Source organism: Pseudomonas kielensis, assembly GCF_030505375.1.
Lineage (GTDB): Bacteria > Pseudomonadota > Gammaproteobacteria > Pseudomonadales > Pseudomonadaceae > Aquipseudomonas > Aquipseudomonas kielensis.
This window is the reverse complement of the sequence record NZ_CP130043.1, coordinates 5,495,678-5,511,187: the sequence shown is the minus strand read 5'-3', so window position 1 is coordinate 5,511,187 and position 15,510 is coordinate 5,495,678. Positions and strand designations below refer to the sequence as shown.

Genomic DNA, 15,510 nt, shown 5'->3' with positions numbered 1-15,510 from the left:
GAAGTGTCCCGATGCTGGATTTCTCAACCCGGCACGGCATTGCGCCAATGCCGCATCCAGCAGCCGAGGACCTGTGCCATGGCGCACGAGGCAGAGGTTTGCCGCGAGCATTTCGCGGTCAACCCGGCATAGTGTCGGTCAACTCCGGCAATGTGTCAGGCAGGCTGACACCTTGCTTGGTGCATTCCAAAATTGCCTATGCAAAACTTTTTGTGAAGGCTGGGTGAACAACCCCTGAAAAATAAATAATAACTCTTCGAAGGTGCCAACCGATGCTAACCAGAAAGCTCAAAGGCTTGATTGTCGCTTCCACCGTGGCGGCTGCGGCGTTACTTTCCACCTGCGCTGTTCTGGCTGACGATCTGCAGAAGATCCAGGACGCCAAAGAGATCCGGATCGCCATGAGCGGTCAGTACTCCCCCTTCAGCTTTGCCAACGAACAGAACCAGATTGTCGGCTTCGACGCCTCCATCAGCGAGGCCCTGGCGGAACGCATGGGGGTCAAGGTGACGATCGTCACCACGCCATTCGACGGGATCATCGCCGGCCTGCTGGCAAAGAAATACGACGCTATCATCGCCTCCATGACCATTACCCCGGAACGCCAGAAGGCCGTGGATTTTGTCGGTCCCTATTACCATGCGGGTCGCACGATCGTGGTCAAGGAGGGCTCGCCCATCCAGAGCCTGGATGACCTCAAGGATGTGACCGTCGGCGTCACGCTCGGCGATGCCCACGACAAGTGGGCCCGGGCGCGCGGCAACCTCAAGGTCAGGACCTACAAGGGGCTGCCGGAAATGCTGGTTGACCTGGAGGCCGGGCGGATCAACGCACTGGTAATGGACAGTGTTCCAGTGCTGGTTGCCGTCAAGGAAACCGGGCAGAAGGTGCGCATCATTACCCCGCCCGAGAGCGACGGTGGCATTGAAGGCATGGGCATTGCGCTGCGCAAGAACAACCCTGAGCTCAAGGCGACGATGCAGCAGGCCCTGCAAGACATGCTCGCCGACGGCACCTACGAAAAGATCTCGATGAAGTGGATCGGCAACGATATCCGCTGATTCATCGCACGCCTGGCTCGACCTGGGGTCGGGCCAGTCAATCCGACTTTTCCGAGGGTTCCCATGGATCTGACACTCATACAGCGCACATTCCCGTTTTTCCTCGAAGCGGCGTGGATTACCGTGCAGATCTCGGTGCTGGCTCTGCTCCTGGGGTTACTGGTGGCGTTCGTGCTGGTGGCTGCGCGGTTGTCCACGGTGTTCCTGTTCCGGTGCCTGGCAAGAATCTACGTCAGCGTTTTTCGCGGCACGCCGTGCCTGGTTCAATTGTTCATCATTTACTTCGGCGGGCCGCAGATCGGCCTTGAACTGGAGCCGTTCGCGGCCGGGGTGATTGGCCTGGGCCTGAACATTGCGGCGTATATGGCCGAATCCATTCGCGGCGCCATCAGCAACGTCGACCCGGGCCAGGAAGAAGCGGCGCGTTCCATTGGTTTCGGACGCCGCCAGACGTTATGGCTGGTCACGCTGCCCCAGGCAGCCAAGTTGATGATTCGGCCCCTGGGGGTGAACGCGGTCGCACTGATCAAAGGCTCGGCCCTGGTATCGACTATTTCGGTGGTTGAACTTTCCTATACCGCGCAGCGTTTTATCAGCTCGACCTACAAGCCCTTTGAAATTTTCATGGTGTCTGCGCTGCTGTACATCGTGATGGTCTACTCGGTTCGATTTGTCGTCGACTATCTCGACAATCGTTTCGCGGCAAGGTGAGAACATACCCATGCAAGGTCTGGATCTAAGCATCGTTACACCTTATTCCGAGTTGCTGGCGACGGGTCTGTGGTGGACGGTCGTGATGTTTGTCAGTTCCAGCATCTTGAGTTTGCTGGCAGGGATCGCCTTTGCCCTGATCGTGCTGTACGCGCCAAAACTCATGGCGTTGCCGGTGCGTTTTATGACCTGGCTGCTGATGGGCACGCCACTGCTGCTGCAGTTGTACGTGATTTATTACGGCCTGGTGCAGGTGGGGATAGACATTCCCGCCCTGGGGGCGGGCATCATCGGTCTTAGCCTGCACTTTGCGGTCTACAACGCCGACGTGATCCGCGCTGGCGTGGTGTCAGTCGACCCCGGGCAGATCGAAGGCGCCCGCTCCATCGGCCTGAGCCGTGGCCAGACCCAGCGCTACGTTGTCGTCCCGCAAGCGTTGCGCAGCACCATTGCCCCCCTGGGCAACAACCTGATTGTCCTGCTCAAGGACACGTCTCTGGTTTCCATCATCGGTATTGCCGAGTTGGTGTATAGCGCCCAGCTTGCGGTGAGTGAAACCTACAGCCCATTTGAGTTTTATCTGACTGTTGCGGTTATTTACTATGCAGCCAACCTTGTTCTGGAAGTCGGCCTGCATCTTCTCGAAAAAAAGGTAGAGATGTCACGATGATCAGCGAAAAATTCATGGTTGAGGTCAAGGGCGCACGTAAGGCCTACGGCGCACTCGAAGTACTCAAGGGCATCGATCTTTCGGTCTCGCGCGGACAAATCGTCGCCATCATCGGCCCCAGCGGATCGGGTAAAAGCACGCTGTTGCGGTCAATCAATCAACTGGAAGTGCTTAACGATGGCGAGATCTGGCTGGAGGGTGAACAAGTCAATCGGCCATTGAAAGGTCGTGCCTATGAGCAGCATATAAACGCCGTGCGTCAGCAGATGGGCATGGTGTTCCAGCACTTCAATTTGTTCCCGCACTTGACCGTGTTTGAAAACATTGCGCTTGGCCCGATCAAGCTCAAGGGCCTTTCGAAAAAAGCTTCCCGTGAACTGGCAATGGAATATTTGTCAAAAGTAGGGTTGGCCAACAAGTTCGATGAGTACCCCTCGCGCCTGTCGGGCGGCCAGAAGCAGCGCGTGGCGATTGCCAGGGCACTGGCGATGCAGCCCAAGGTCATGCTGTTCGACGAGGCGACATCGGCACTGGACCCCGAGCTTGTCGAGGAGGTCAACCAGGTCATGAAGCAGCTCGCGGCGGAACACATGACCATGTTGATCGTCACCCACGAAATGCGGTTTGCCGGCGAAGTGGCAGACCGGATTGTGTTCATGGATGGGGGGGTGGTTGTGGAGGAGGGCGCACCGCAGGATATTTTGCAAAACCCGGTCCACGAGCGGACGCGGTCATTCCTGAAAAAGCACCTGCATGATCGATAGCGTGTAGGGCTGCGATCTTTTGATCTTGGCCATGTGGGAGCGAGCTTGCTCGCGATGGGGCCGGCACAGCCAACATCGACGATGCCTGGCATACAGTCATCTCGAGCAAGCGCAACGCCGCCCGGCGGCTCCTACAGATGCAGAGCGCTTGACCAGCGCTGTCCGTCAAAGGTGAAGCAAACAGACTCACCATTAACGATTGGGTTCGCCTGGTCGAACTCACGAAACGCGTCCATGGCCGCGGCATCGATTCGCTGGGGTGCCAGCAGAATCAGCCAGCGTACGACCTGCATGAACTGTCCGTGGCCGAACACCAGCACCGAGCCGGTTTTGCCTTGCAGTTGGCGCAGCGTTGTTTGCGCGCGCAGCACCAGGCCGCGGAAGGACTCTGTCCCGGGGCCGTTGCTGTGATCCGGCTCGCTGGCGCGCCAATAGGCTTCTACCCAAGGACGTCTTTGCGCCGCCGTTGTCTTCATGCAGTTCGCGGGCGAGAGGTAGGTGAACTCCTCGACCGGCCACACCTCTACCGGGACGCCCGGGAATGTGCGCAGGGTGGGGGCTGCGGTATCTTGGGCTCGGATGAACGGCGACATGACGATCAAGTCCGGTGCCGCCTCAAAAGACTGGGCAATGGCCTGGGCCTGGGCTTTGCCGCGCTCAGTGAGGGCAATCAGGGCCGGGTCCGATGATGCTCCGCCGGCATTGGCGGCGCTCTCGCCATGTCTGATCCACGTTACCGTCAACACCAGGTCCTGCCCCTCGCTGATTAATTCATCCGGGCACAATAAATCCCCCGGCAGGGCTTTGTAAGCTTTATGGTCTCGATACCTGGCGACGCGAACACACTACAAGGAGTCCACATGCCCTACCGAACAGCAAGGGAAGCATTCATGCACGGTGTGCGGGCGCTGTTGCCATTGAGTCCCGGGGTCGTGCCCTTTGGCTTGTTGACGGGGGTCATGGCTATCAGCCTGGGCCTTTCGCCCGGCACGACCATGGGCATGACGCTGCTGTTCTACTCCGGATCGGCGCAGATGGTTGCGCTGCAATTGCTGCATACGGGCGTCATGCCGCTGGCGATTGTGGTGACGGCCCTGGTGATCAACTTGCGCTTCATCATGTACAGCGCATCACTGGCACCCCATCTGCATCATTTGCCCCGCCGCTGGACCTGGCCCTTGTCCTACATGCTGTCCGACCAGTCCTACGCCCTATGCAGTGTCAAACTGGCGTCCGGCGAGCTCGGGCGATTTGCCCAGCATTACTATGCCGGCACCGCCGTTGCCATGTGGCTGGTATGGCAACTGTCGGTATTGGCAGGCATCTACCTGGGCGCCAGCATTCCCGAAAGCTGGTCGCTGAGTTTTGCCATCCCGCTGTCGTTTCTCGCGTTGCTGGTGCCCGGTATACGCAATGCACCGAGTCTGGGGGCCGCCACGGTAGGCGGATTGATCGCCGTGTTTGCGGTGGACATGCCCTATAACCTGGGCCTGGTCAGCGCCTCTGTGGGTGGTGTGGTGGCGGGGGTGTTGCTCGAGAATCTGCGCAAGCGCCCATCGAGCGAAGCGCTGGCCGCTGACGCCGAGGGGGAAACACGATGAGCGACCTGAGTTTGTGGGGGCTGTTCCTGGCGGTCGGGCTGGGCACGTTCGCCATGCGTCTTTCCTTTGTCGAACTGTATGGCCGACTGCGCATCCCGGCGCTGCTCAGGCGAGCCTTGCTCTATGTGCCGGCGAGTGTGCTGGCGGCCCTGGTGCTGCCCGCCGTGGTGTACCCCGGTGGCCAGGGTGAATTTGTCCTGGCCAATGCGCAGATCCCCGCCGCCATTCTGGCTGCCTGGGTCGCCTGGAAGACTCGCAATACGCTGCTGACACTGGTGGTCGGGATGGGGGCGTTGTGGTTGTTGAAGTATTTTGCCGGGTAACGGCCACCTGTGCTGTGGGCAAGCAGGAGGTCACTCGGGCGTCATCAGCACCGCCAACGTCAGGCTGATGAATTCCTCGTTGTGGTCGATGGTGTCCAGGGCGCCGCGGACCTGATCGGCAACATCGGCCGAGCCGCGCAGCTCGACCCAGTTCGACAGTTCCAGGATGGCCGCTTCGAGGGCGAGCTGGTTTTCGTTGAGCTTGAAGAGCAGGGAAGGCAGCAGGTCGGAATTGGGCATGGTGGATCCTCCGTGGTGGTTTCAGCGTAGCAGCCACATCAGCGGGAGGAGGCGGGAAGGGGGCAGGCGTCGGGTGACTGGAGAAACGTGATCGGGTAATTGAAGATCGGGCGGTTCTCATCGATACATCGAGGACGCCGCGGCTGGTCGAGAGTATTTTTGTGTTCGGTGATGGCGTATTGATATTGCTGCCTGCATACTCTCGAACGGCACATTTGCCTGCCATCACGCCGCCTGGGCATGGAAGTCCGCACTTGATAAAACAAAAAATCTTCGCCGCATTGATCTTGGTTGCCGCTACGGCGTATTCGGTGTTTAACCTATTCAACATGCTGACCTACGGCTAGTCGCGACCAGGGTCAGACACCCCCGTTACCGTCAATTAGTGAGTCTTATGAAAGATGACCTGAGGAACCAGGCGCTGACCAACTGGCGCAGACTGTTCCTGATGCCCCAGAACCTGATCAACGCCGAGGATCGCTATGAAAAGCTGCTGCGCGCGGCCGATCATATGGAGCGCACGCAGTTGATCAGCAGTGACGAGTGGCGTGCGCTTGTCCAGCAGGCGGGTACTTCTTTTGCCAGTACCGCGCAATGCATGGGGGGATCGGTTCAGGAGTGAAAGGGTGGAGGCTGACGCCTGCGCGTTAGTAGCTGGTGGCCTGGCCGAGGGTGTTTTCCTGCGTGCAGGCCATGAGGTGCAACGGCATTGGCGGTTGCTCATCGGTGCAGGTAATTTCCAGATTGCCCACCACCTGGGGCGCGCGCTCACTCAGTCGGGCCGACTCTTGTTCCTTTTCCTTGGCCATTTTCGCGTGGTTCGCTGCGATTTCATGAAGAGTTGACACGTTACATCTCCGGTGACTGACCAAGCGTTTCGCTGGTGTCCTTTAACGTTAGATTGAATTAGCCCTGCGCGTCAGAATTTCGTCATTGCGCGGCGCTAGTGCGGGCTTGTGCAATCCCTAAGCCAGACAGTATAGGGCTAACCCCATGACTTATCGCTACGCGACGAATGGTGGGGCAGTTGCGTTAAACAATTGTGACTGAGCCTGATGCCAGGCGATCACTCGTTCGCCTGCCGAGCGGGCATTGCGGGCCCCGCCGTCGACGTGGGGCCCGCACTTCCGGTGCCGGTCAGGCGGCGACTTTGCCGGCGCTGAGGTCTTTTTTGTACTGCGCCTTCATGGCTTCCATCTGTTTACCCAGCTCTTGCAGCGTGGCGTTGCCCAAGAGCTTTTTCGCCTGGGGAAACATCTCGGTTTCTTCCTCCTTGATGTGATGCTCCAGCAGTCTCCTTCACCACCTTGGCCCGACCGGCAAATTCCGGGGTGGTGGGGTCGGTCAGCTTGAGGTCGGGCAACACCAGGGAATCGACCGTGCGGTGTTCTTCCTTGGCCTCGTAGTACATTTCATCCTGCTCCTTGCCCCCGGCTTTTTTGAATGCCGGGTACAGGATGTCCTCTTCCAGGCGGGTGTGGATGGCGATCTCCATCTCCAGCTTGGCCACCAGTTCGGTGCGTTTTTTCACGGCGCGGTCGGTCGACTCACTGAGTTGGGTGAGGAGGGCTTTGACGCGCTCGTGGTCAGCTTGCAACAGGTCAATGGCGTTCATGCAGGTCACCTCTTTGGTCACGGGGGCATTGCGGTTCGGTCTGTGCCTAGCGCGGGAAACACCCAACAGATATTGCAGGGCCTGTGCCAACGAGATGAATTAATTAGATTTTTAAAATCAAATACTTACGATTAGTCTTGACGCGGTTTGCCATGCAGCTTGCACGGAACGGCGTAGCGCGCCGTGCAAAAAACGTGACGCCAGGGCCTGAAAAAAACCTCGGGCCAGGCACGCCCCGGAGCAGGGCCTGCGCGGCCAATCAGGGGCGAAATGATTTACACTAGCGCCCCTTTCGTGGAGGCCGGTGATTGGTGGACGTTTTAGCACTGCTTTATAACGGCTTGCACAGGTGGGTGATCGGTCCTGTCACCCAGCAGTTCCTGGGCATTTTTGATCTGAACGGGCGCCTTGGCCTGGTCTTCCTGCTGATGTCCTACAGCATTGCCTACGGTCTGTTCCAGTTCCGCCGGCGTCGCGGCCTGACGGATGCCAGGTCATTCTGGCAGTTCATCGGCGGGCGGGGTGTACACCTGCATCGCTCGGCCTTGCTCGATTATCGCTATTACTTCGTGCGGGCGATTCTCAAGGTCGCGTTGGTGCTGCCGATCGTCGCTCTAGTGGACCCGTACATCTTGCGGTCCGGGGACTACCTGCAGTTCTTCACCAACCTGTGGGGCGCGCGGGAGCAGGCAGGGCAGCACCTGGGGCTTTCGCTGCTGTTCGGCCTGGGGGTGTTCCTGGTGCAGGACTTCACTCACTACTGGGGGCACCGGGCCTTTCATAGCCGATGGTTGTGGGCATTTCACAAGGTTCATCATTCGGCGCCGGTGCTGGTGCCTGCGACGGCCAGCCGGGTGCATTTCCTGGAAAAAATCGTTGAGAAACTGATGACCACGGTGACCGTGGGGGCGTACGCCGGGACCTTCTGGTATGCCTGTGGGGGCGAGGTCAGTCGTTACACCCTGTTCGGCGTGACCTACCTGGTGTTGATCCTCAATAGCCTGGCGGCCAATTTGCGCCACAGCCATGTCTGGCTCTCTTTCGGACCGGTGCTGGAACACGTACTGAACAGCCCGGCCCAGCACCAGATTCACCACAGTGACACGCCCCGGCACTTCCACAAGAACTTCGGCACCAACCTGTCACTCTGGGACTGGATGTTCGGCACGCTCTATGTCACCCGCGCCACGCCCGAGCCCATCCGGTTCGGTACGGGGGAGGGCGATCAGGATCGCTACCTGACGGTCTACAGCCTGATCGTCACCCCCTTTGTCGACACCGCGCGCCGGATGGGCTGGGTCAAGCGCCCAATGACCCCAGCCTCGAGCCCATCCGGGCCGCGCCCGTCAGTGTGACACTGGCGATTGGGCAGGCACGGCCTGGGGCTGGCTGCGGATGATCAGCAACCCGGCGGTCGCAATGACCAGGGGCACGATCAGCGCACTGTAGTAGCCCGACGGGCCACCGTGTTCGAGGAACCAGCCGCCACTGGCCGAGCCAATGATGGCGCCGACCCGGCCCAGGGCAATCGCCCAGCCGGTGGCGGTGGCCCGCAAGGCGGTGGGGTAGGCCTGGGCGACCATGTAGTTGAGCACGATCTGCTGACCGCCGATGCCCAGGCCCGCGGCGCCGGCGAGGATGAACACCAGCGACCAGTGGGTACCGCTGTTGGCCAGGCCCCAACTGATGGCGATACCGAACAGGAACAGCGCCAGCAGCAACAGGCGCGCGTTGACTTTCGGCAGGATGATCGCCAGCGGAATGGCGCAGACCACGAACACTGTGTTCACCGCCACGGTGCCCATGGGCGCCTGTTCGGCGGGTAGGCCGGTGGCCTTGAGCACGGTCGGCAACCAGGAAAGGAACATGAACCAGGCGACCCAGTTGAACAGGTAGATGGTCCAGATGCCGCAGGTGGTGCGCGCCAGGCCGCCGGTGAACAAGGAACCGACGCTGGTTTTGATCTCGACTTCGGGCACGCTGAAGGTGCTGCCTGCCGGCGTCTGACGCCCGCTGATGGTGGTGATAATGCGTTCGATCCGCGCGCGCTGGCTGCCCAGGCGATGGCGGGTGAGAAAATGCAGGGAATCCGGCAGCCAGATCATCAGCACCGCCAGCAACACCAGTGGGGCGATCCCGCCCACCAGGAAAATCCCCTGCCAGCCAATCACCGGCAGCATTTTGGCCGCCAGCAATCCACCGAGAATGGCGCCGGCAGGCAGGCCGAGCAGGACGGTGGTCATGATGGTGCCGCGGTTTTTCGCTGGCCCGTATTCCGCTGCCAGCGACAGCACTACCGGGGTTGCACCGCCCATGCCCAGGCCGGCGATAAAGCGCAGGACCAGGATCTGCTCGGTGGTTTGCGCGAATGCGGTTGCCAGGGTGGCGCAACCAAAGAGCGCCACGGCGCCGATGATGGTGGGGCGCCGCCCCAGTTTGTCACCCAACAGCCCCAGCGACATGGCGCCGAGCACCATGCCAACGATGCCAGCGGTGAGGATGGGCGCCAGGGCCCCGGGACCCAGTCCAAAGGCCTGGATAATCGACGGCCCGGTAAAGGAAATGGCCTGGGTATCAAATCCATCGAGGATCGCCACCAGGAAACACAGGGTGAAGATCCGCCACTGGAAGGCGCTGAGGCGCGCGCCATCGATCAGTTCGGGTATGGAATAGTGACTGCTCATGGGGGGCTCCGAGTGCTTTCTAGTTGTAGTTTTTCAGGCGCACCTGTTGAGCATCACGCTAAAGCCTGGGCGGGCCGGGCGTCTAATATCAAATGGGTGCAGCACCATACCTGGTGGGTATGGTGCTGCACTGGGCCATTGCCCTAGGGCGGTGTACTAGTTGGGTACTTTACTTTGTCATTGAGTCGCAAAGTGAGTGGGTGGTATTTCACCGGGAAGTCGCGTTACTGTTGGCAACTAGTGGGTGCTAAAGCCAGGAGTTGTTAGATGTATATAAGATCCAATGTGTATCACGTGTTCATGCAGCAATACCCGGATGCGCACTTTGTGACGGTTTACCATGAAAACGGCCGCGTTTCGGAAATTGCCTCTGGCAAGCGCGAGGGAAAAGTCGAGGTGGTTTTTGTCGGGACCTACGAAGCGACGGGGTGCCTGGTGGTCGAAAGTCGCATCACTGAAGACCCTTGGGGCCTGCCGGAAACGCTCTGCAGCGCAGGTCCCATGCACTACTACAGCCTGGGCGCCGAACGCGCGATGACTCACGCCAACAGCCCGATCTGCTCCAAGCGATGAAGGCACAGCGCGCTTGAAGAAGCCGCATCGCTCAGGTGTTTCGCGCAGAAAGTTAGGCATTACCTGAGGGTTGGACTATGGTCCACTGGGCTTAAGAATATTGTATTTATCATTTAAACCAGGAACTGGAATTCCGCTCGCAGCCTCAATAGCGCTGCGCAGGTCACAAGGATCGTAAAATGCCCAATAGAACTGCACGCCTGACGATACTGATTGACCAGCAGACCAAGAAAGAACTTGAAGAACTTGCTGCGCTGTCTGATCTGACCACTTCGCAAGTTATTCGCAAGCTCATAAAAGACTATCTGGAAGATTCCGATAGCCCGCCGATGCACCCCCAAAAACACCTTATCCAGTAGCCCGTCGGGTTCAGCGCACAGCCGTGGCCGCGGTCTTGTCTCGACCGTCGAGCCACTGTCCGGCAGTGGCTGTCCAAGGCGTTTTTGATGATCGGTAATCCGCCTTTTACGTAAAAAAAGTGTGGTTATTTAAGCACTTAGCTAAAATTTATTTCATTTTTTTACATGTAAATATCTTGTTACAACTCCCTGTGTCGGGTTAATATCGCCCCGCGTTCACCACCACGGTTTATGCATTTTTAAGCCCCAAGTTTCCATCAGCTACTTGGGCTTTTTTTTGCCTGAAATTTGACCTCAAGGCCGGGTAGCGGATATTCCCAGGCCCCATAAGGCCAGGACAAAAGGTTATTAGACCGTCTCCCGGGCCTCTGCTAAAAAAGTAGCTGCACGACAGTCGCCCCGCACCAAGGTGGGTCGACGTGCGACGTGCACTGCATCTCCATTTGCTCAAATGGAAATCGCCCAACATTGTGCTGGGCAACGATCAATGAGTCCGATGCCACCCTTCGGGTCAATTGCTGCGCCTCTGGCCAACTGCTCGCGCAACGCGCAAAGGGCTCATTGATCACTTTCCCTCCTGCTGCCCATCCTCCGCCCGCACTGCCGTTAGAATGACCGCACTTGAACAAGCGGGTGGGTCACTGATGCGCAGAGAAATTGGTTACTGGCACCGGGAAGGGCGCGAGCTGTTCTATTACCTGGAATTCGAACCGCAGACCGCGCAGTTCTTCCTCACCTGCGAGCACAGGCCCCCCGGCGCTGAGATGAGCGTCAGGCGCGTACCGCTGAGCGAAGCCCGCGGCGAGCGTTACTATGAGGATGCCCTGCTGATCATCAAGGAAGAGTTGTTCCGGGATTACCGGATCTGAGCGCAGGGCCAAGGGCAGCCCGGCGCGATCAAGCCGGGCGATTAAGGTGCTACAGTTTTCCCATGCACCTTATCCAGTCGTACCCAGAGACGGAGGCCATTGTCATGTTACTCAACAAACCGGAACAGCAATTGCGACGCGACCTGCAAGGCATTGCATCGGACCTGCGCTGGTCAGCGGTGGACATCAAGGTCATTGCCGAGCGACTGCACCAGGCCGGCAACCCGGCCGACGCGCAGGCGTTGCTGAGGATGTGCGAGGTGTTCGAAAAAACCGAAGCGCGGCTCGTCAGCTACGCCAATGAGGTCAAGGCTCACAAAATCAATCTGAGCACCTGAGCACCTGAGCACGAGTGCCTGGGCTGCATGACCAGAGCTTCAGCCAGGATCTTCCCGCCAGCACCTTCAATCAAGAGCCCCGCGCTCACCCAGTTATCCGCCCATCAAGGAGCAGTCACCCGACTGCTCCCGGCCAAGCCCTGCGCCCGGATAAATTTCAGCGTGCTACTACTATTACTTTTGCCCAGGCCGGGCAAATTCGATAAAGTTAACCATTAGGTCAACTTTTTTCGGTTTGTCGGCCCTTCGCGTCTTCAGGAAGGGTTTCTGTATGACCTGAATTTTCCAGAACACCATAACGACATGGACGGATTTCATAGCCGTCCAGAGGATGATCCATGTCCAACCGTGACATATCCCGGCGCTCCTTCCTGCAGGGCGGGTTGATCGCTGGCGTCAGCGTAACGCTGACACCGCTCAGCTCCCAGGCGCTGGCTGCCTTGATGGAAAACAGCGTGACCGTGCCGTCCGAGCAATGGCTTGGCAACAACGGCAAGGCCCGCATGCGCAACGACTCGCTGTCCAAGGTCTGCGGCAGCAAGGTGTTTGCCCGCGACATCCGTGCCAAGGACATGCCGGGCTGGCCCCAGCAGCAGGGCCACGCGATGCTGCTCAAGACCATTCGTGCCGACCGCCTCTACGAAGGCTTCGACCTGGCGCTGCTGGGTGCCGACCTGCAACCCGATCGCATCGTTACCGCCCAGGACCTGGAGCAGGACGGCATTGTCTTCCCCGAAGACCACGCTCCCGATCCGCTGCTGCCCACCGGTAAGGTACCGATGTTCATCGGCCACCCGGTGGCGATCCTGATCTGGAACGACTTCGAGCGTTTCCGCCAGGCCAAGAACAAGCTCAAGTTCAACGACAAGGCGATCCGCTACGGTGCCCAGGCGCCGCTCTATACCCGCGACCCTTATGGCAGCTTCCGCTACGTGCGGGTGGGCGGTGCGACGTCGGCCGACGAAGACGAATTCGCCAGCCTCAAGGACTCGATCCTGTTCCCGATGATTCGCGAACGCCGCCCGGTATGGAATGCCCAGCCCAACGTGCACGGCAACCTGACCGAGCGCGGGCTGTTTTATGCCGACCGCATGCAGCAGCAACTGCAAACCCCGCCGGAAGGCTGGATGGTCTTTGACGAGCGCTACAAGACGCCGTCCATCGAGCCTGCGGCCCTGGAACCGGACAACGGCAACGGTTGGTACGACCCGGCGACCAAGACCCTGCATTTTGTGGTCGCGACCCAGTGCCCACTGGAAGCCGCCTCGGAAACCGCGAAGATGATCGCGCCGTCGCGTTTCGGCCTCGCCACGCTGAACATGCACCCCGGCTACACCGTGGGTTATGGCTCCAAGGACCACAACATCTTTGTCTACTACGCGGCCCTGGCGGCGTTGTACGGCAACGGTGTACCGGTGCGCCTGGCGAACGATCGCTACGAGCAGTTCCAGAGCGGGATCAAGCGCCACCCGTTCGACATCCGCTACCAACTGGCGGTCGACAAGCAGGATCACAGCTTCAAGATTTTCCGCGCCGACATGACCGTCGACGGCGGTGGCCGGATCAACTACAGCCCTTCGGTGGCGGCAGTCGGTGCTACCGCGGCGCAGTCGATCTACTACATGCCGCAGAACGACCTGCAAGTCACCGCCTACCACTCGCGCGGCGTTGAAGCCGGCTCCATGCGTGGCTACGGCACCCTGCAGAGCATGGCCGCGACCGAAATGATGGTCGACGAGATTGCCGATCGCCTGGGCATCGACGCCATCGCCCTGCGCCAGAAAAACGTGCTGCGCTCGGGCATGAAAAACACCCAGGGCGCGGTGCCGGCCGGGGCCTTGCGCCTGCACGAGATCCTCGAGAAGGCCGCCGCGTTCGACCTGTGGAAAAACCGCAAGGCCTTGAAGCAGGCCGAAGACGCCAAGGACCCTGACAACTGGTACGGGATCGGCTTCGCCATCTGCCAGAAAGACTTCGGCACCGGTTCGGAAGCGCCGATGGCCAGCATCGAGTTCACCGCCGAGGGGCACATTACCCTGCGCCACATCGGCATCGAAATCGGTACCGGCATGTCCACCTCCCAGGCCCTGGTGGTTGCCGACTTCCTCGGCAGCCCGGCCAGCGAAGTCAAGACCGGTGAAACCGAGTGGGACGAGTTGCAGCTGACCAGCAGCGGCAACCCCTACATCATGAGCCAGGCCGAACAGGACAGCGTGCTGCGCAATCCGCGCTGGGTCGGCAAGATTGCCTCGGCATCGTCGGCCACCAACTCGGCCTACTACTTCAGCCATGCCACCCGCGAAGCGGCGCGCGTGCTGTTCAACCACGGCCTGTGGCCTGCCGCCCTGGAAATCTGGCGCCAAGGTCCGTTTGGCGGCCAGGCCAACCCCTACGTGGTGCGCCGTGAAGACGCCCATTGGGTCGACGGCAAGCTGACGGCCAACGGCATGGAACCGCTGCCCTTGGCAGTGCTGGCCAAGCGGGCCCATGAACGTGGGCTGGTGACTGGCGCCACAGTGCATGGTTTCAACCGCTGGAGCTGGGCCGAGGCCGAGTACAGCATCAATGGCGTGCGCGAACGCCTGCCGCTCGATGCGCTGGCCGTGAAGTACGGCGATGGCGCGCCGCAGGCGATCAAGGCGCAGATGAAGTCCGCCGGTTTCCACCTGCTGGACCGTCAGAACGTGGCTTACCCGGCCACGCAACTGAACAACGCTGCCGTCACCTACTACAGCCCGGTGGCGACCATCGTCGAGCTGAAAGTCAACAAAGGGTCGGGCGAGGTGCAAGTGCTCAACCATCACTCCTGGCTCGAATGCGGCCGGGTGTTGGTGCCGGAACTGGTCAAGGGTCAGCTCGAGGGCGGGATCGCCATGGGCATCGGCCACGCGTTGCTGGAAGAGATGCCGTTGTACGAAGGCGGGCCAGGGGAGGGTGACTGGAACTTCAACCGTTACCGTCTGCCGCGGGCCAAGGATGTCGCGGTGTGGAAACAGACCTCGGAAATCCTGCCGCCGTTGTCACCCAGCGACCCGTCCAAGGGCATCGCCGAGGTGGTGATGATCCCGGTGGTGGGTGCCATCGCCAACGCCGTGGCCCACGCCATCGGCAAACGGGTCCGTGACCTGCCTATCACTCCAGCGCGCATCAAGGAGGCCCTCAATGGCTAACCGTCCGCTCCAAATGACCCTCAATGGTCAAACCGTCGGTCCTGTCGAGGTCCCTGATGATCTGCCGATGATCGACTACCTGCACGAGTACCGGAACCTGACCGGCTCGCGCCTGGGTTGTGGCCAGGGCATCTGCCACGCCTGCGTGGTGATCGTCGACAACCCCGATGGCACCAGCGAGGAAGTGCGCACCTGCATCACCGGCGCGCACTACTTCGAGGGCAAGAAGATCCGCACCATCGAGGGCCATGCGACCCGCGACGAGGCTGGCAAGGTCACTGAGCTGAACCCGATCCAGCAGCGCTTCGTCGACGAATTTGCGTTCCAGTGCAGCTACTGCGCGCCGGGGTTCGTCAACGCCGCGACGGTGCTGGTGGAAAAACTGCAGCGTCAGCCGATCAAGCAAAGCCAGCTGGAAGCGGTGATCGAGGACAGCCTCGGCCACCACATCTGCCGCTGCACCGGCTACGTGCGCTACTACAGCGCCACGCGCAACGTGCTCAACGATCTTGGCCTGGTCAAGGAGGGTTGA

General features: G+C 60.0%; 18 protein-coding genes and 1 pseudogene. 14 read left to right on the top strand and 5 right to left on the bottom strand.

All coding sequences use genetic code 11. The features are described 5' to 3' along the window. The first annotated feature begins 272 nt into the window (after positions 1-272). The 4 genes from Q1W70_RS25495 (at position 273) to Q1W70_RS25480 (ending at position 3,206) form a co-directional block, all read left to right on the top strand. Positions 273-1,061, top strand: coding sequence for an ABC transporter substrate-binding protein (locus Q1W70_RS25495; RefSeq protein ID WP_166591196.1), 789 nt, complete (start codon positions 273-275; stop codon positions 1,059-1,061). A gap of 63 nt (positions 1,062-1,124) precedes the next feature. Continuing rightward, complete coding sequence (locus Q1W70_RS25490; RefSeq protein WP_159995468.1) at positions 1,125-1,772, top strand: amino acid ABC transporter permease; 648 nt, start codon at positions 1,125-1,127, stop codon at positions 1,770-1,772. Positions 1,773-1,782: 10 nt separating this feature from the next. Beyond that, positions 1,783-2,442: an amino acid ABC transporter permease gene (locus tag Q1W70_RS25485; RefSeq protein WP_166591195.1), complete on the top strand. Its 660-nt coding sequence runs from the start codon at positions 1,783-1,785 to the stop codon at positions 2,440-2,442. Continuing rightward, a complete protein-coding gene (locus Q1W70_RS25480; RefSeq protein ID WP_166591194.1) occupies positions 2,439-3,206 on the top strand; it encodes an amino acid ABC transporter ATP-binding protein in 768 nt (255 codons plus the stop codon). The genes Q1W70_RS25485 and Q1W70_RS25480 overlap by 4 nt, the downstream gene beginning before the upstream one ends. Before the next feature lie 131 nt (positions 3,207-3,337). On the opposite strand, the gene Q1W70_RS25475 is transcribed toward Q1W70_RS25480, so the two are convergent. Further along, complete coding sequence (locus tag Q1W70_RS25475) at positions 3,338-3,952, bottom strand: histidine phosphatase family protein (RefSeq protein WP_302098294.1); 615 nt, start codon at positions 3,950-3,952, stop codon at positions 3,338-3,340. 114 nt (positions 3,953-4,066) lie between these two features. Here Q1W70_RS25475 and Q1W70_RS25470 point away from each other — a divergent pair, with 114 nt between their 5' ends. Continuing rightward, positions 4,067-4,807, top strand: a complete 741-nt coding sequence (locus Q1W70_RS25470) for an AzlC family ABC transporter permease (protein WP_166591193.1) — start codon at positions 4,067-4,069, stop codon at positions 4,805-4,807. After that, positions 4,804-5,130, top strand: coding sequence for an AzlD domain-containing protein (locus Q1W70_RS25465; RefSeq protein WP_166591192.1), 327 nt, complete (start codon positions 4,804-4,806; stop codon positions 5,128-5,130). Before Q1W70_RS25470 ends, Q1W70_RS25465 begins: the two co-directional genes overlap by 4 nt. Before the next feature lie 30 nt (positions 5,131-5,160). On the opposite strand, the gene Q1W70_RS25460 is transcribed toward Q1W70_RS25465, so the two are convergent. Next, positions 5,161-5,370, bottom strand: a complete 210-nt coding sequence (locus tag Q1W70_RS25460; RefSeq protein WP_166591191.1) for a hypothetical protein — start codon at positions 5,368-5,370, stop codon at positions 5,161-5,163. 394 nt (positions 5,371-5,764) lie between these two features. On the opposite strand from Q1W70_RS25460, the gene Q1W70_RS25455 reads away from it, so the two are divergent. Further along, the gene (locus tag Q1W70_RS25455; protein ID WP_166591190.1) at positions 5,765-5,992 is read left to right on the top strand and encodes a hypothetical protein; all 228 of its coding nucleotides are present in this window, start codon (positions 5,765-5,767) and stop codon (positions 5,990-5,992) included. 25 nt (positions 5,993-6,017) lie between these two features. Here Q1W70_RS25455 and Q1W70_RS25450 read toward each other — a convergent pair whose 3' ends face one another. Both Q1W70_RS25450 and Q1W70_RS25445 read right to left on the bottom strand, forming a co-directional pair. Next, on the bottom strand, positions 6,018-6,218 hold the full coding sequence (locus Q1W70_RS25450; protein WP_166591189.1) for a hypothetical protein: 201 nt from the start codon (positions 6,216-6,218) through the stop codon (positions 6,018-6,020). Between the two features lie 289 nt (positions 6,219-6,507). Then, positions 6,508-6,985: pseudogene (locus Q1W70_RS25445) on the bottom strand (PA2171 family ribosome-binding persister protein). A gap of 311 nt (positions 6,986-7,296) precedes the next feature. Here Q1W70_RS25445 and Q1W70_RS25440 point away from each other — a divergent pair. Then, positions 7,297-8,340, top strand: a complete 1,044-nt coding sequence (locus Q1W70_RS25440; protein ID WP_166591187.1) for a sterol desaturase family protein — start codon at positions 7,297-7,299, stop codon at positions 8,338-8,340. Here the strand turns inward: Q1W70_RS25440 and Q1W70_RS25435 are convergent. Continuing rightward, positions 8,332-9,669 carry an MFS transporter gene (locus Q1W70_RS25435; protein ID WP_166591186.1) on the bottom strand — a complete coding sequence of 446 codons (1,338 nt, stop codon included), beginning with the start codon at positions 9,667-9,669 and terminating at the stop codon, positions 8,332-8,334. The two genes, Q1W70_RS25440 and Q1W70_RS25435, sit on opposite strands and share 9 nt — an antisense overlap. 267 nt (positions 9,670-9,936) lie before the next feature. Between Q1W70_RS25435 and Q1W70_RS25430 the strand changes: the two genes are divergently transcribed. From Q1W70_RS25430 to Q1W70_RS25405, 6 genes are all read left to right on the top strand, one after another. Next, entirely contained in the window at positions 9,937-10,242 is a 306-nt protein-coding gene (locus Q1W70_RS25430) for a hypothetical protein (RefSeq protein ID WP_166591185.1), read from the top strand. Between the two features lie 179 nt (positions 10,243-10,421). Next, the gene (locus Q1W70_RS25425; RefSeq protein WP_166591184.1) at positions 10,422-10,601 is read left to right on the top strand and encodes a ribbon-helix-helix protein, CopG family; all 180 of its coding nucleotides are present in this window, start codon (positions 10,422-10,424) and stop codon (positions 10,599-10,601) included. 644 nt (positions 10,602-11,245) lie between these two features. Beyond that, positions 11,246-11,470 carry a hypothetical protein gene (locus Q1W70_RS25420; RefSeq protein ID WP_166591183.1) on the top strand — a complete coding sequence of 75 codons (225 nt, stop codon included), beginning with the start codon at positions 11,246-11,248 and terminating at the stop codon, positions 11,468-11,470. Between the two features lie 104 nt (positions 11,471-11,574). After that, on the top strand, positions 11,575-11,808 hold the full coding sequence (locus Q1W70_RS25415; protein ID WP_166591182.1) for a hypothetical protein: 234 nt from the start codon (positions 11,575-11,577) through the stop codon (positions 11,806-11,808). Between the two features lie 338 nt (positions 11,809-12,146). Continuing rightward, positions 12,147-14,978, top strand: coding sequence for a xanthine dehydrogenase family protein molybdopterin-binding subunit (locus Q1W70_RS25410; protein WP_166591181.1), 2,832 nt, complete (start codon positions 12,147-12,149; stop codon positions 14,976-14,978). Continuing rightward, positions 14,971-15,510: a (2Fe-2S)-binding protein gene (locus tag Q1W70_RS25405; RefSeq protein WP_095168494.1), complete on the top strand. Its 540-nt coding sequence runs from the start codon at positions 14,971-14,973 to the stop codon at positions 15,508-15,510. Before Q1W70_RS25410 ends, Q1W70_RS25405 begins: the two co-directional genes overlap by 8 nt.

Bases quoted from the DNA above. Each gene is read 5' to 3' on its own strand.
- Q1W70_RS25495 (WP_166591196.1), top strand. From the start codon at position 273: ATGCTAACCAGAAAGCTCAAAGGCTTGATTGTCGCTTCCACCGTGGCG.
- Q1W70_RS25490 (WP_159995468.1), top strand. From the start codon at position 1,125: ATGGATCTGACACTCATACAGCGCACATTCCCGTTTTTCCTCGAAGCG.
- Q1W70_RS25485 (WP_166591195.1), top strand. From the start codon at position 1,783: ATGCAAGGTCTGGATCTAAGCATCGTTACACCTTATTCCGAGTTGCTG.
- Q1W70_RS25480 (WP_166591194.1), top strand. From the start codon at position 2,439: ATGATCAGCGAAAAATTCATGGTTGAGGTCAAGGGCGCACGTAAGGCC.
- Q1W70_RS25470 (WP_166591193.1), top strand. From the start codon at position 4,067: ATGCCCTACCGAACAGCAAGGGAAGCATTCATGCACGGTGTGCGGGCG.
- Q1W70_RS25465 (WP_166591192.1), top strand. From the start codon at position 4,804: ATGAGCGACCTGAGTTTGTGGGGGCTGTTCCTGGCGGTCGGGCTGGGC.
- Q1W70_RS25460 (WP_166591191.1), bottom strand. From the start codon at position 5,370: ATGCCCAATTCCGACCTGCTGCCTTCCCTGCTCTTCAAGCTCAACGAA.
- Q1W70_RS25455 (WP_166591190.1), top strand. From the start codon at position 5,765: ATGAAAGATGACCTGAGGAACCAGGCGCTGACCAACTGGCGCAGACTG.
- Q1W70_RS25435 (WP_166591186.1), bottom strand. From the start codon at position 9,669: ATGAGCAGTCACTATTCCATACCCGAACTGATCGATGGCGCGCGCCTC.
- Q1W70_RS25430 (WP_166591185.1), top strand. From the start codon at position 9,937: ATGTATATAAGATCCAATGTGTATCACGTGTTCATGCAGCAATACCCG.
- Q1W70_RS25425 (WP_166591184.1), top strand. From the start codon at position 10,422: ATGCCCAATAGAACTGCACGCCTGACGATACTGATTGACCAGCAGACC.
- Q1W70_RS25420 (WP_166591183.1), top strand. From the start codon at position 11,246: ATGCGCAGAGAAATTGGTTACTGGCACCGGGAAGGGCGCGAGCTGTTC.
- Q1W70_RS25415 (WP_166591182.1), top strand. From the start codon at position 11,575: ATGTTACTCAACAAACCGGAACAGCAATTGCGACGCGACCTGCAAGGC.
- Q1W70_RS25410 (WP_166591181.1), top strand. From the start codon at position 12,147: ATGTCCAACCGTGACATATCCCGGCGCTCCTTCCTGCAGGGCGGGTTG.
- Q1W70_RS25405 (WP_095168494.1), top strand. From the start codon at position 14,971: ATGGCTAACCGTCCGCTCCAAATGACCCTCAATGGTCAAACCGTCGGT.